Below are 13,911 nucleotides of genomic sequence, written 5' to 3' on the forward strand. Positions count from 1 at the left end.
GCCGCGGACGCCTCGACGCTCGCGCTCGCCGCGGCCGCCGGAGTGGCCGCGAGGTCCAGGGCGTTCTGTTTGTCCTGCAGGGCGTCGCGGGCGTCGTCGAGTGCGCGACGGGCACGCAGGGCACGCGCGTCCAGGTCCTCGGTGCGCCGCTTGTTCGCGACGAGGGTCCCGGCCCACTGCTCCAGCACGGGGATCGCGGCACGCAGCCTGCCGACGTCGCCGGTCGGGACCTGCGCACGGAACGCGTCCGCGGCGGCACCCTCCCAGGAGGCGGCGTGTCTGGCCGCGGTGCGCACGGCGGGCTCGACCGACGCCAGCGCGTCCGCCGCCGCACGCAGCTGCGTGATCGTCTGCGTCACCGCGTCGACGCTGCCCGGCGTGGGATCGAAACCGAGCCCCCGGTAGGTCACCACGGGCTCTGATCGAAGCGGCTCGCCGCCTCGCTGTCCAGCGCCGTGTACGTCTCCCGCACCCGGCCCACGTTGTCGGACAGCGCGGTGACCGTCGCGCGGGCGCGGGTCACGTCGGCCGCGGCGCCCGCGAGCAGGGTGCCGACGACCGCGTTCAGGCGGCCGGGGCCGACGTCACCGGCCGGGGTGAGCGACACCTCCAGGTCGTCGGCCGCGGCCCGTAGCGCCTTCTCGGCCGCACCGATGCCGGGCAGGTCAGCCGCGAACCCGGTCACGCGCCGAACACCGGCGGGTAGGCCGGCGGCAGGTCGTCGAGGAAGTCCATGCCCGCGTCGTACTTGTTGCGGTGCTCGGTGTCATCCTCGCCCTGCGCGCCGCCGCCCATCGGCATGCCGCCGAACGCACCGGCCCCGCCCGCGCCCCGCGCGCCGTTCAGCATCCCGCCCGCACCGCCTGCCGGACCACGGCCCGGCACCCCGCCTGCGCCCGCGAGCCCACCGGGCCCGCCAAGTCCGCCGGGTCCGCCGAAGCCGGGCGCGTTGCGCACGATGTCGGAGCCACCGGAACCCAGGCTCCCGAGCCCACCGGTCCCGCCGGGTCCGCCAAGACCGCCTGGCCCACCGAACGCGCCCGGGCCGCCACCCGTGGTGCTTCGGCCGCCGGTCAGTGCCGGGTCGACGTAGCTCGACGCGACCGTGGAGGCGTTGCCGCCCGCGCCGGGCGTCGTGCCGTACGACGGCGGCGCCGGGTTCGGGTTCTGGGCCGGGTCCTGCGCCGGCGCGGGTGGCGCCGACCAGGGCTCGACGCCATCGTTGGTCGTCCTGGCCGCGTCGGTGAAGTGCGGCATCGTGTCGTGGACGTCCTTCGACTGCGTCTCGTAGGTCTCCATGACCTGCACGGCCTCGGCCTTGCGGGCGCGGGCCTCCTCGTGGCTGACCATGCCGTCGGACAGGAGCTGCTTCAGCAGGACCGCGGTGCTCGGGCCGCCCGTGCTGGCCACCGTGTAGCCGTCGCGGAAGTTGCGTTCGGCCGTCGCGAACGCCGGGTCTGGCATGTGCGTCTGCGCGCGGCTGACCGCGTCGGTGTAGGTCGACATGCCCTCCGCGATCCTGTTCGCGGTCTGGCTCGCCGTGCCCGCCCACGTCATGAGCCGCGAGTTCGACGCGGCGGAGTTGACCGCGGCCTGGCCGCGCCACGCGCCCATCACGCGTTCCATCACCCGCTGCACGTCGGTGGTGGTCGCCTCGATCTTGCTCGCGAGCGTGCTCCACTGCCCGGTCCGCGTCGACATGTCGCCGATGTTCGCGGTCATGATCATGTCGAACAGCTGGTCGTGCTGGTAGGCCTCCCAGTTGGCCTTGCCGAAACGGCCCGGCTCCCGATTCTTCCTGCGCTTTTTCCGCAGGTCGTCGCGCCGCTTCTCGGCACGGTCCGACCAGCCGTGCACCTCCCGCCATGTCTTGTTGCGGCGGTCGCGGTTGTAGTCCTCTGGCACGTCCATCAGGAGAGCTCCTCCAGCTGTGCGGCCTGCGTGCGCAACCGGTCGGCCGTGTCGGTTTCCACGCCCTCGTAGGTGGCGAGCGTCTGCAGGATCGCGGTGCGCACCGAGATCAGCTCCATCAGGTAGTCGAGAAGCGCGGTCTGCACACCGCCCTCCAGGTCGGCGCGGTCGAAGAACGCCTTGCGCATGGGGCCGGTCACCGGGCTGGTCCCGTCACCGAGCGGGCCCGTCAGCTCACCGGCGTCCCTCAGGTGGGCCACCAGGTCGTCGTGAAGACCCGCGAGATCACGCTCGGCCTGGCGCAACGTGGTGAAGTCGGCCTCGATGCCGTCCATACCGAGGCCCGTGACGCCATGCTGCACGTTTCCCAGGGACGCCACGTCCTGGAGGACGTAGCCGTACTCCTGCTCCCCGTGCTCCCGTCGCAGCCGTTTGGCCTCGGTCAGATTGTCGATCCGATCGCCCGTCATGGGCTACCTCCACCCCTGATCCTGCGGTCCCGGGCACCAGCCTGGTCATCCCGACCGGCCGTGAACAGCAATTCCAGCACAGAGTGCACGGCTGGACACAACAGTCGCTCAACTGAACAAGCCCTCGGGCAGCAAAAGCCGCGCCAGCCGGTCCGCGAGCGCGGAACAGCGCTCCAGCTCAGGGCCCACTATGTCCAGCACAGTGACGTCGTCCTCATCGTCCACCCGTCCATTGCAGCCGGTCACGGGTCCGATGTGGCCAATTGTTGCACCCTCGGACACGGGGGCGACTCATCCGGACAACACGGTGCCCGATCTAGGCTGACCGCGTGAGTCGCGTACCCCCCAGGTGGCCGCCGGTCGAGGTCGAACAGACGGCGCCGCATCCGGACGCCCCCGCGCCCGGCACCAAGCTCGGCCCGCACTACGCCCAGTGCTTCGGCTGCGGCGACGAGACCGAAGGCGGCCTCCACCTGCGCACCGAGATCGGCGAGCACGCGACGATCATCGCCCGGTTCCACGTCACCGAGGCCCACCAGGGCGCGGCGGGCCTCGCCCACGGCGGCCTGCTGGCCTGCGCGTTCGACGAGGCCCTCGGCGCCACCGTCGGCCAGTTGCTCCGCAGGCCCGCGGTGACCGGCAAGCTCGAGACCGACTTCCTGCGCCCCGTGCCGGTCGGCTCGACCCTCCACATCGTCGGCAAGCTCGACGGCATCGCGGGCCGCAAGGTGTACGCCAGCGCCGACGGCAGGCTCAACGCCCCCGACGGCCCGGTGGCACTGCGTGCGCGGGCACTGTTCGTGACCGTCGACTTCAGCCACTTCACCGAACACGGCACCGCGGACCCACGCGACGTGCATCCCGATCGCGACATCAACCCGTAGAGGATCCGCATGTTCGGCGTGATGCTCAGCGCGCTGGTCGCGCTGATGCACTGGTACATCTGGAAACGCCTGGTCAAGGACACCCTTCCGGCCGGACGCGCCCGGCGAGTGCTGACCGTCCTGATCATCGTGATGGCCGTGCTCGTGTTCGCGGCCCTGACCCTGCCGAGGCGACTCGGCCTGGACGCGTCACGGTGGTTCACGTGGCCGGGCTACATCTGGTTCGGCCTGATCGTGTACCTGTTCCTGACCCTGCTCGTCCTGGAGATCCCGAGACTCGCCCTGCGCGGCTGGGTACGGAGAGCTCCACTGGAAGCCACGGCTCACGCTCCTGACCCCGCGGCGAGTCCCTCGGCCGCCGTCCAGCCCACGCCATCGGCCGACTCGGCGCCCGCCGGGGGGCCCGGGGTCAACCGGCGGCTCTTCCTGGCGCGGGGCGCGGGTCTGGTGGCGGGCGCGGCGTCGGTGGGTCTCGTCGGGGTCGGCATGGCGAACGCGCTGGGCCCGCCGGACCTGCTGCGTGTCCCGGTGCGGCTGCCGAAGCTGGACCCGGCGTTCGACGGGTTCCGCATCGCGGTCGTGTCCGACATCCACCTGGGCCCCCTGTCCGGCCGCGCACACACCGAGCGGATCGTCCGGATGATCAACGAGGCGTCCCCCGACCTGGTCGCGATCGTCGGCGACCTGGCCGACGGCACGGTCGCCGAACTGGGGTCTGCCGCCGAGCCGCTGCGTGACCTGGTGTCCCGCGAGGGCACGTTCTTCGTGACCGGCAACCACGAGTACTTCGGGGAGCCGTTCGTGTGGCTTCGCGAGCTGGACCGGCTCGGCCTGCACTCCCTGCGCAACGAGAACACGGTGATCCGCCGCGGCGGCGCCGCCTTCGACCTGGCGGGCGTCAACGACCTCTCCGGCCGCACGGTCGACGACGGCCCGGACTTCGACCGCGCGCTGTCCGGCCGCGACTCGTCCCGCCCGACCGTGCTCCTCGCCCACCAGCCGGTGCAGGTGTCGGAGGCCGCGAAGCGCGACGTGGCACTACAGCTGTCGGGTCACACCCACGGCGGCCAGTTCTGGCCGTTCCACTACATCGTCGGCCTCCAGCAGGGCGCGGTCGCCGGTCTGTCCACTGTGGAGGGAACGCAGCTGTACGTGACGCGGGGGGCAGGTTTCTGGGGTCCGCCCGTGCGGGTGGGCGCGCCCCCGGACATCACGGTGCTGTCACTGCGGAGCTAGTGGCCCGGCTCAGAACGTTGGCCGTGTATCGGCGGGTCCACGGCGTGGATGGGCGGGGCGACGGGACGGCGCGCGTACTGGGTGTACTCGGCCGTTCCGGCAACCCGTCCAGGCGCGTCGTGGGCGGGTCGAGACATGGTGAACGTTCTGGGCCCGGGCCACTAGTGCCCGTGCGGCAGGGGTTCTGGCGTGGGTGTTACGTCAGCGTCCTCGGGCGGATCGCGTTTGCCTTGTCCACCAACAGGTAGCGGTACTCGGGAGTGCCTGCCAGCCGGGCCAGGGTGCGATAGCAGCGTTCCAGGCCCAGGCGCAGGTCCCGTTCCGTCAGCAGGCAACCCAGCACCATGCGGTTCGCGGAGTCGGCCGACGCACCGGGTCGGCCGGCGCGGACCCACGCGTGCGCGGCCTCCAGCACCTCCGAGGACAACGTGGTACCGCGTTCCGCGTCCAGGGACAGGCGTTCCAGCCTGCGGGCCGCGTCGTGCAGGTCCTGTTCGGTCAGGCGGGACGCGTCGGCCACCCGGGTCTTGATCTTGATGGCGGCCACCTGCGCCGCCACGTGGTGGCTCGACGTGTCCGGCACCGCCTCGAGCACCTCGATCGCACCCGTGCGTGCGCCCTGCGCCAGGTACACGCGGGCCAGGCCGAACGCGGCGCTCACCCACGCGCGGTCGGTGCGCCACACCAGCTCGTAGTACCGCGCGGCCTGGAAGTAGTTGCCCGCGTACTCGGCGCTGATCGCGAGTGCCAGCTTCGGCGGAATCTCACCCGGCACCGCGTCGTAGATCCGGTCGAACGCGGCCGACGCCTCCGCCGGTTTGCGGGTCGCGATCGCGATCAGGCCCTGGTACCAGTCCGGGCGCCAGTCCGCCGGGTCGACGACCATGCGGCGCGCGGCCTCCAGCTCGCCCTGCGCGGCACGAAGGTCACCCAGTTCGAGGCGGGCCCGCACCATCCTCAGCCGCACCTCGATCGAGTCCTGCGGCGCTGACTGCAGTGCGGCCACCATCTCCGCCGGCTCGGTCGCCGTGATGCTCGCGAGGGTGCTGGCCGCGTGGTCGTGCGTGTCGACCATGGGCAGCGGCAGGATCGACGCCACCTCGAGCGGATCCGGCGACGGCAACGTCCCGCGTTCGCCGACGACCATCCCGGAGCCGAACGTCCGCGTCTCCAGCGCGAACACGGTCGACACACCGGGCCGCGGCCTGCCGGTGCCGAGCGCCATCACCTCGCGTAGCACACCGGTCAGCTGGTCGGCCATGTCCTCCGCGGAGGCGAACCGCTGCTGCGAGTCGGTGTGGGTGGCGCGCTTGAGGACCCGGTGGTAGGACCCGAAGAGCGCGAACAGCGGCTCCTCGTCGGGGCCGGGCAGCGTGTACTTGTGGCGGGACGTGTAGCCCGCGAACTCGATGGACAGCACGGCGAGCGTGCGGCCGACCGTGTAGATGTCGCTCGCGACCGACGCGCCTTCCGTGGCCAGCTCCGGCGCCGAGTAGCCGAGGGTGAAGAACAGCGGCGACTCGTAGTCGTCGGTCTGGCGCACCGCACCGAGGTCGATCAGCTTCAGCTGCTCACCGGCCTGGATCACGTTGTCCGGCTTGAGGTCGCAGTACAGCATGTCGATGCTGTGCAGGTAGCCGATCGCGGGCAGGATCTCGAGCCCGTACGCGATGACCTGCCCGATCGGCAGCGGCTCTGCCTTGCCGGTCTCGCGGTGGTGCTCGAGGGCGAGCTGCCGCAAGGACTGCCCGCCGACGTACTCCATCACGATGTACCCGACCTGGTTGCCGGTCTTCGGGTCCGGGTGCTGGACGAAGTTGTAGATCCGGACGACGTTCGGGTGCTCCACCTCGGCGAGGAACCGCCGCTCGGCGACCGCGGACGCCATCGACGTCGCGTCCCCGGTGTCGATCATGCCCTTGAGCACGACCCACCGGTCGCTGACGTTGTGGTCCTTGGCGAGGTAGATCCACCCGAGACCGCCGTAGGCAAGGCAGCCGAGCACCTCGTACTGCCCCGCGACGAGGTCACCTCGGAACAGGCGCGGCCGGAAGTTGAAGTAGGTGCCGCATGTCGCGCAGTCACCTTCGGTCTCACCGGGTTTGCCGTCCCGCGCGCGGCCGACCTCCGCACCACAGTTGTTGCAGAACCGCTTGTTCTCGGACACCGCCGGGTCGGTGAGGACCGCGGACGCCGGGTCCTTGACCGGGACGACCGGCACCTCGACCAGCCCGGCCCCTAGCCGCCCGCGACCGGACGTACGCGACGACGTGCGCCTGCCGGTGCTGGGGAACGACTGGGACCCGGTGTTGAGCGGACTGTCGCCACGCGTTGGCGGCGGCGAGTCGGGATGCTTGCCCGGTGGCTCGACACTGTGCGTGACCGACGTCTCGTCGAGCACGCTGGTGGGCAACGGCTCGTCGGGCCCGAGCGCGGTGGCGGGCCGCACACCGGGTTGCCGAGGTGCCACGTTCGGCACCGGCACGCCCTGCGCCCACTGCATGCCGGGCGCAGACGCGGGCCGGGCGCCAGTGCCGAGCGGCGGCGCGTAACCGAGGGACGCCTGACCGACCGACTGTTGGCCGGGCCGCGCCCACCCACCGGGCGGAGTCCCGGTCCCTGGCCGCTGCCCCGCCGGAGCCCACCCGGACTGCTGCGAAGTACCCGGCTGACCGAGCCCCGACGGCCCCGAACCCCTGACCTGCCCCCAACCAGGCTGCGAACCTCCGGCCTGTCCCGGGCCCGGCGGCGCGAAACCCGGTTGTCCCGCACCAGGCTGAGAGCCACCCGCATGCCCGCGACCTGGCTGCGAACCACTCGGCTGGCCGAAGCCCCGCTGGCCGGCGTCCGGCTGAGGCGACCCCGGCTGACCGTGCTGCGCGGCCCCCGCCTGATCCCGCCCCGGCTGGGACCCGCTCGGCCGACCAACGCCAGGCTGGCCTGCTTCCGGCTGACCAGCCTGGTTGGGGGCTGGCTGCCCCCAGCCCGGCTGCGAATTCGGCTGCCCGGCACCGGGTTGGCCTGCCTCCGGCCGGGACGCGCCCGGCTGACCCGGCTGCTGCGCAGTCCCAGGCTGCCCCCAGCCCGGTTGCGAACTGCCCGGTTGCCCAAACCCCGGCTGGTCCTGCGGCGCCTGCGCCCGATCCGGCTGCGAACCGCTCGGCTGCCCGGCACCGGGCAGGTTCGCGCCCGGCTGGCCGGTGTCCGCCGCGGCCGGGCTCGCCGGTGGCGAACCGCCCGGCTGTCCGGAGGCCGCGTGGTCCGCGTTCGGCTGGCCACCGCTCCCGGCCTGGCCGGAGTCCGGTGGCTGGCCCTGGGGTGTGCGGGGGAACGGGGACGGTGGCGCGTCATCCTGTTTGCGGTGGGCGCCTCGGCCGCGTGGGGAGTCGCCGTCGAGGGTGTCCGGGGACGCGAACCAGCCCGTGCCGTCCTCGCCGGTCATGTGGGGGAGGCGGGCCGCGCGTTCTTCCGCTTCGACGCGCAGGCGGGCCGCGGCCTGTTCCGGGGTCTCGGCGACCGCGATGCCACACACCTGGCAGTTGCCGTTCACCACCTCGCCCTGGCAGCCGGGGCGGGGACACGAAAGCGCCATCACCAACCCCCTAGTCCTGGTACACCGGCGGCGGTGGCGTGGCACGTGCCTCGCCCGTCTGACCGAGCCATTTGTTGTAGCTCGCGGCCCATCTGCCTTCCGCGACGGCTCTTTCCAGCACTCCGTTGACGAACTTGACCATGTCGACGTTCGCCTTCGGGATGCCGATGCCGTAGGGCTCCTCGGTGAACTTCGGGCCCGCCATCTTCACGTTCGGGTCCTGCGCGACCATGCCCGCGAGGATCGTGTCGTCCGTCGACACCGCCTCGACCTGGCCCTGCTGCAGCATGATGAGGCAGTCGGACCAGTTGTCCACCTGCACGGGGATCAGCTTGGCCGGGTTTGCGGCGATGGTCTTGATGGACGTGGAGCCCTTCGCCGCGCACACCTTCTGCCCGCCGAGCTGGTCGAGGCTCGTGATCTTCGACGCGTGGTCGACGAGCAGGCGCTGGCCCGCCATGTAGTAGATGGCGGAGAAGTTGATGTCCTTCCACCGTTCGCAGGTGGCGGTCATCGTGCGGACGACCACGTCCACGTCGCCGTCCTGCAGTGCCTTGATGCGCCCGGCGGACGTGACGACCTTGAACCGCACCGTGTTGTTCTGGTCGCCGAAGATCGCCTTCGCGATCTCGCGGACGATGTCGATGTCGAAGCCCTCGAGCGCGTTGGTCGTCGGGTTGCGGAAACCGAAGAGGAACGTGTTCTGGTCGACGCCCGCGATCAGCTGGCCGCGGTCCTGGATGGCCCTCATCGTGCTGTTCCCCGGCATCTGCCCGGCCGGTGGCAGGCCCCCGTCCGGGCGGAAGCTCGCCCTGGGGTCGCAGTCGGGGGTCGGCGCGGACGAACCGGTCGACGCGGGCGGGTTCTCCTCCGCGCCGACCGGGGTCGGCCGGTTGACGGAGGTGACGTTGGCGAGGTCGACCGGCCGTCCGCCCCCCGCGCACGCGCTCACGGCGAGCAACAGCGCCACCAGGACGAGGTTCGCTCGTACGGCCCTCACCGGTACTCCTGCAGTCGGTCCCTGATCCCCATTGTCACCCCTGTTGCCGCGACCAGTGCCAGCACCGCGACCCCCGGTGCGAGCCCGGTCATCACGTTGCTCGCCCCGCTGGTCTCCTCGGCGAACTGCTGCCTGCCGTTGCGTAGCGCCTTCATCAGGTTGTCGTCGAGCTGGTTGAACATGGTCGCGGCGCTGGTCTTGGCCGCTGTGCTGATCGCGAGCGAGACCGCCTCCTGGTAGGAGCCGCCGTCGTCGAGCTCGCGGACCCGTTGGTGGGCGGCGAGCCAGTCGTCGGTGTTCTTCTGCGCGGCGTCGATCAGTTTCTGTGTCTCCTGGTCTTCGGCCAGCCCCCGCGCCCGGTTCAGCAGATTGCCGTCACCGTCGCCGCTGATCTCCTCGGCGAGCTTCTTGAACTCGTCCTCGTAGTCGCCGCCGTCGCCGCGCGCGACGAGCGTCAGCGTCTCGTTCGCACGCATCTTCAGTGCCACGATCCTGGCCTGGACGATCACCTCGACCTGCTCGCTGCCGTGGTCGTGACCGGCGGACACCCGGTACGACTCGATCAGCAGCGCGGCCGTGCCCCAGACGAGGCCGACCACCACCGCCCCCGTCGCGACCACCAGGCCGACATTGAGCAGCCGGTTCGTCCGCCGCGTCAGGTACCGCTGGGCCGCGAGCAACGCGCCGAGCAGCACCACCACCAGCGCGAGCGTGAACCACGGCGCGGAACCGGCCGCCTCCTGCTCGGCGGAGAGCCGGTCGAAGTCGATCTCGTACAGGCGCTGCGCGGCGGGCAGCAGCATCGACCGCATGAGGCCGGACGCCTCCCGCAGATACGCCGCGCCTGCGGGGAAACCCTGCCGGTTGTAGGCGCGCGCGGTCTCGACCAGTCCGGTGTAGACGGGCAGCTGCTGGGAAAGGACGTTGACCTGCTCCTCGGCGTCCGGCACGCCGCCGACATCCGCCGACGCCTTCGCGAGGTTCGCGCCCGCGGTCGCGATGTCCAGGTCGAACCGGTCCCGCAGCTCGGTGGGCATGGTGCCGCCCGCGAGGAAGGCACTGGCCGCGGTCGCGTCCGCGTCGGAGAGCGACCGGTAGATCTGCTGAGACGCGGCGGCGACCGGTTCGCGGTGCGTGAGGAGGTTGTCGATCGTGTTCTGCTTCTGCTGCATCGCGATCGCGCCGAACGCGCCGGTCACCACCGACAGCAGCACAAGGCTCACGCCGATCAGGAACAGCCGGCCCGGGGTGCTGGCCGCCGACTTGCGGACGCTGCGGACGGCGGTCGCGGGCATGCTGAGGACCCTGCGGGCACCCGGAGCCGCCGGCCCCTCGCCGACCGGGGTGGTGGTCACCATCGGTGATCCACGGGACCACTCATGATGTCCGTGCCCCCCTCGCGCTAACCGAGCCATCGTCCGCTGACGAACTTAGTGCAGCGGCTACCTGCGCTGCCACCGAACCGATGACGTCGGCGGGCGGCGTGCGGCGACAGCAAGTGAACGGGCACCCTGAGTGATCAAAACCGAGGACCTACCGCGGGTCACCGCCCGATCACGTGACCATCCACAGTGGATGGTGCGTCATTCCGCCCAGCCGGGCCGGACCAGGCCGGACTCGTACGCCAGTACCACGAGCTGCGCCCGGTCCCGTGCCGCGAGTTTGATCATCGCGCGGGACACGTGGGTCTTGGCCGTGGCCGGGCTGACCACGAGCCGGGCGGCGATCTCGTCGTTGGTCAGGCCCTCGCCCACCAGTGCGACCACCTCACGTTCGCGTTCGGTCAGCACGTCGAGGGTGGCCGGGGACCGGACCTTCTTCGCCTTGCTCGCGAACTCGCCGATCAGGCGGCGGGTGACGCTCGGCGACAGCAGCGCGTCGCCCTTCGCGACGACCTGGACCGCGTGCACCAGCTCGGCGGGCTCGGTGTCCTTCACGAGGAAGCCGCTGGCGCCGACGCGGATGGCCTCGAAGACGTACTCGTCCTCCTCGAACGTGGTGAGGATCAGGATGTGTACGGCCCGAAGCGCCGGGTCCTTCGAGATCGCGCGGGTCGCCTCAAGGCCGTCGGTGCCGGGCATGCGGATGTCCATCAGGATCACGTCCGGCCGGTGCTCGCGGGCCATCGTCACCGCCTCGGCGCCGTCCGCCGCCTCCGCGACGACCGTGACGTCCTCCTGCGCGTTCAGCAGCGCGCGGAAACCCGCCCGCACCAGTGCCTGGTCGTCGGCCAAGGCCACCCGGATCGTCACTTCTCGCCCCCACCTGTCGGATACATCGCCGGTAAAGTCGCCGTCGGAAACGTCGCTGTCACGCGGTACCCGCCACCGGGTTTCGGCCCGGCCGAGAACGTGCCGGACAGCGCCTCGACCCGCTGCCGCATGCCGGTCAGTCCGCTTCCGGTGCCGGGGCTCGGCTCCGCGCCGCCGCGGCCATCGTCCTCGACCCGCACCGTCAGCTCGTCCGGCCGGTAGCCGAGTGTGACAGTGGCCGTGGCCGGGCCCGCGTGCCGGTAGACGTTCGTGAGCGACTCCTGCACGATCCGCAGCGCCGCCGCGTCCACACCCTTCGGCACCGGCCGTTTCTCACCATCGACCTCGACCGTCACCGGCAGGCCAGCCGTGTGCATGCGCTCGACCAGCCGGTCCAGCTGGTCGAGGCTCGCCACCGGGTGCCGGGGCGCGGCGCCGTCCACGTCACGCAGCACCCCCAGGATGTTCCGCAGCTCGACCAGCACCTCCTTCGACGACTGCTTGATCGCCGTCAGCGCCTCCTTCACCTGCTCTGGCTGCGAGTCGATCAGGTGCAGAGCCACCCCGGACTGCACGTTGATCAACGAGACGTGGTGCGCGAGCACGTCGTGCACCTCGCGGGCGATCTTCAGCCGTTCCTCACTGGCCTGCCGCCTGTCCTGCTCCGCATGGGCCGCCTCGGCCTGCGCCGCCCGGTCACGGCGTGCCTTCGCCAGCTCGCCGACACCCATGACCAGGGAGACCCACGCGAACACCGCACCCGCGCTGCCCCAGGTGAAACCCCAGTCGCCGTGGACGCCCATCGCGGCGTAGAGCACGGCGGCGCCGACATACCCGGTGGTCCAGGCGAGCACCCGGCTGCCGTGCGCGACCGCGTTGAACAACGCGACCGCGAGGCTGATGAAGATCGGCCCGAACGGGTTCGCCAGCGCGAAGTACGCCGTCTCCAGCACGTACACCGCGGCGAGCACCCAGATCGGGTGACCGCGCCGCCACGCCAGCGCGGCCGCCGACGCCAGCACGAGCGCGATCGTCAGCGCGTTCACGCTGTCGGCCTTGTCCTGCCCGTACGCCGCGCCGAACGTGAACACGACCTGCACGAAGGCGATGGGCACCACGATGACGAGCGGGTGCGACGTGCCGAACGAGAAGGTCCGGTACGTGCTCATGACCTCCCCCTCTCACCTGCGCCGAAGCGTACTTGTCCACGCCATGTACTACCGGGGGCGCAGATCGCTGCCCCTGACGTCTCCGCGTGCGGTACCTCAGGTGCCGTCGCGGGCCCGACGATTTCCGGCGCCGGAAAGACGACATTGGTAACCATGAACGAGCCCCAGAACGTACAGAGTAGGGAAAAGTCGGTGCGCGCATCGGATGCCGAGCGTGAGCGCATCGCGAAGCTGGTCAGTGCGGCCGCCGGGGAGGGCCGCCTCAGCATCGCCGAGGCCGACGACCGGCTCGAGCGCGTCTACACGACACGGTTCCGCCACGAGCTGGCCGAGTTCGTGGCCGACCTCCCCGCTGGTCGCCCCGAGGCGCCGCGGCCCGCACGCGGGCTCGACCGGTTCCCGGTCCGGCTGCGCGCTCACGCGGCCGTCGCCGCGGTCCTGTCGGTGGTGCTGATCCTCCGGTGGATCGCGATGGACGTGCCGTTCTTCTGGCCCGCCGGGCCGATGTTCCTGCTGTGGGGCAGCTTCCTGCTGCACGCGCGGTTCGTGCGGAACGGCGGTGGCGTGCCGCCATGGGTACACCGAGCGACCTCATGACCACCACCGCGGCCGCGCGCACGGACACGGTCACCGGGCTCGCGGCGCGCGCCGTCGGTGCCACAAAGGCCTACGGGACCGGCACGACCGCGGTCGTGGCACTCGACGACATCTCCGTGGACATCCGCCGCAGCCGGTTCACCGCCATCATGGGCCCGTCCGGTTCCGGCAAGTCCACGCTCATGCACGCACTCGCCGGACTGGACACAGTGGACAGCGGTGCGGTGTGGATCGGTGAGACGCTGTTGAACACGTTGTCCGACAAGGGACTCGCCGACCTGCGCCGTGACCGGGTCGGGTTCGTGTTCCAGCAGTTCAACCTGCTGCCAACGCTCTCCGCCGAGGAGAACATCACGCTGCCGCTCGCGATCGCCAGGCGCAGGCCGGACCGGGCGTGGTTCGACCTCGTGGTCGACGCCGTCGGGCTCGCGGACCGGCTGACGCACCGGCCGAGCGAGCTGTCCGGCGGGCAGCAGCAGCGGGTCGCGTGCGCGCGTGCGTTGCTGCCCAAGCCCGACGTGATCTTCGCCGACGAGCCGACCGGCAACCTGGACTCCCGGTCCAGCACGGAGATCCTGGCGTTCCTGCGCCGCTCGGTCGACGAGTTCAACCAGACGATCGTGATGGTCACGCACGACGCGAGCGCAGCGGCGTACGCGGACCGGGTGGTGTTCCTGCGGGACGGCACGCTCGTGCACGACCTGCTCGAACCGGACGCCGACGAGGTACTGGAGACCATGAAGACCCTGAGCGAGGAGCGAACCTTGCGGAGCGAACCATCGATGCGGGACGGTTCCTGA

General features: G+C 71.3%; 13 protein-coding genes. 4 read left to right on the top strand and 9 right to left on the bottom strand.

What is annotated here, in order from left to right; all coding sequences use genetic code 11:
• From WBA97_RS21315 to WBA97_RS21330, 4 genes are all read right to left on the bottom strand, one after another.
• A partial coding sequence (locus WBA97_RS21315) for a hypothetical protein (RefSeq protein WP_424232642.1) occupies positions 1–413 on the bottom strand: 413 nt, incomplete at its 3' end.
• Entirely contained in the window at positions 407–685 is a 279-nt protein-coding gene (locus WBA97_RS21320; RefSeq protein WP_424232643.1) for a hypothetical protein, read from the bottom strand. The genes WBA97_RS21315 and WBA97_RS21320, both read right to left, overlap by 7 nt.
• Complete coding sequence (locus tag WBA97_RS21325; RefSeq protein ID WP_424232644.1) at positions 682–1,911, bottom strand: PPE domain-containing protein; 1,230 nt, start codon at positions 1,909–1,911, stop codon at positions 682–684. The genes WBA97_RS21320 and WBA97_RS21325 overlap by 4 nt, the downstream gene beginning before the upstream one ends.
• Entirely contained in the window at positions 1,911–2,381 is a 471-nt protein-coding gene (locus tag WBA97_RS21330; protein ID WP_424232645.1) for a hypothetical protein, read from the bottom strand. Before WBA97_RS21330 ends, WBA97_RS21325 begins: the two co-directional genes overlap by 1 nt.
• Positions 2,382–2,710: 329 nt before the next feature.
• Between WBA97_RS21330 and WBA97_RS21335 the strand changes: the two genes are divergently transcribed.
• Both WBA97_RS21335 and WBA97_RS21340 read left to right on the top strand, forming a co-directional pair.
• Positions 2,711–3,265, top strand: a complete 555-nt coding sequence (locus WBA97_RS21335; protein ID WP_424232646.1) for a PaaI family thioesterase — start codon at positions 2,711–2,713, stop codon at positions 3,263–3,265.
• 9 nt (positions 3,266–3,274) lie between these two features.
• Complete coding sequence (locus tag WBA97_RS21340; RefSeq protein ID WP_424232647.1) at positions 3,275–4,501, top strand: metallophosphoesterase; 1,227 nt, start codon at positions 3,275–3,277, stop codon at positions 4,499–4,501.
• 196 nt (positions 4,502–4,697) lie between these two features.
• On the opposite strand, the gene WBA97_RS21345 is transcribed toward WBA97_RS21340, so the two are convergent.
• The 5 genes from WBA97_RS21345 to WBA97_RS21365 all read right to left on the bottom strand — a co-directional run bounded on the left by WBA97_RS21345 (position 4,698) and on the right by WBA97_RS21365 (position 12,514).
• Positions 4,698–7,004 carry a tetratricopeptide repeat protein gene (locus tag WBA97_RS21345; RefSeq protein WP_424232668.1) on the bottom strand — a complete coding sequence of 769 codons (2,307 nt, stop codon included), beginning with the start codon at positions 7,002–7,004 and terminating at the stop codon, positions 4,698–4,700.
• Positions 7,005–8,103: 1,099 nt separating this feature from the next.
• Positions 8,104–9,093 (bottom strand): glutamate ABC transporter substrate-binding protein, encoded by a 990-nt coding sequence (locus tag WBA97_RS21350; protein WP_424232648.1) that lies wholly within the window; start codon positions 9,091–9,093, stop codon positions 8,104–8,106.
• Positions 9,090–10,451, bottom strand: coding sequence for a hypothetical protein (locus WBA97_RS21355; protein ID WP_424232649.1), 1,362 nt, complete (start codon positions 10,449–10,451; stop codon positions 9,090–9,092). The genes WBA97_RS21350 and WBA97_RS21355 overlap by 4 nt, the downstream gene beginning before the upstream one ends.
• Positions 10,452–10,676: 225 nt before the next feature.
• The gene (locus WBA97_RS21360; RefSeq protein ID WP_424232650.1) at positions 10,677–11,345 is read right to left on the bottom strand and encodes a response regulator transcription factor; all 669 of its coding nucleotides are present in this window, start codon (positions 11,343–11,345) and stop codon (positions 10,677–10,679) included.
• Positions 11,342–12,514: a sensor histidine kinase gene (locus WBA97_RS21365; RefSeq protein ID WP_424232651.1), complete on the bottom strand. Its 1,173-nt coding sequence runs from the start codon at positions 12,512–12,514 to the stop codon at positions 11,342–11,344. Before WBA97_RS21365 ends, WBA97_RS21360 begins: the two co-directional genes overlap by 4 nt.
• Positions 12,515–12,706: 192 nt before the next feature.
• On the opposite strand from WBA97_RS21365, the gene WBA97_RS21370 reads away from it, so the two are divergent.
• Positions 12,707–13,111, top strand: coding sequence for a DUF1707 SHOCT-like domain-containing protein (locus WBA97_RS21370; protein WP_424232652.1), 405 nt, complete (start codon positions 12,707–12,709; stop codon positions 13,109–13,111).
• Complete coding sequence (locus WBA97_RS21375) at positions 13,087–13,911, top strand: ABC transporter ATP-binding protein (RefSeq protein ID WP_424232653.1); 825 nt, start codon at positions 13,087–13,089, stop codon at positions 13,909–13,911. Before WBA97_RS21370 ends, WBA97_RS21375 begins: the two co-directional genes overlap by 25 nt.

Source organism: Actinophytocola sp. (assembly GCF_049647105.1).
Lineage (GTDB): Bacteria > Actinomycetota > Actinomycetes > Mycobacteriales > Pseudonocardiaceae > Actinophytocola.

What these genes read in the sequence shown, in the direction of transcription:
- WBA97_RS21325 (WP_424232644.1), bottom strand. Translation starts at nt 1,911, where the DNA reads ATGGACGTGCCAGAGGACTACAACCGCGACCGCCGCAACAAGACATGG.
- WBA97_RS21330 (WP_424232645.1), bottom strand. Translation starts at nt 2,381, where the DNA reads ATGACGGGCGATCGGATCGACAATCTGACCGAGGCCAAACGGCTGCGA.
- WBA97_RS21340 (WP_424232647.1), top strand. Translation starts at nt 3,275, where the DNA reads ATGTTCGGCGTGATGCTCAGCGCGCTGGTCGCGCTGATGCACTGGTAC.
- WBA97_RS21345 (WP_424232668.1), bottom strand. Translation starts at nt 7,004, where the DNA reads ATGCAGTGGGCGCAGGGCGTGCCGGTGCCGAACGTGGCACCTCGGCAA.
- WBA97_RS21355 (WP_424232649.1), bottom strand. Translation starts at nt 10,451, where the DNA reads ATGGTGACCACCACCCCGGTCGGCGAGGGGCCGGCGGCTCCGGGTGCC.
- WBA97_RS21365 (WP_424232651.1), bottom strand. Translation starts at nt 12,514, where the DNA reads ATGAGCACGTACCGGACCTTCTCGTTCGGCACGTCGCACCCGCTCGTC.
- WBA97_RS21375 (WP_424232653.1), top strand. Translation starts at nt 13,087, where the DNA reads ATGGGTACACCGAGCGACCTCATGACCACCACCGCGGCCGCGCGCACG.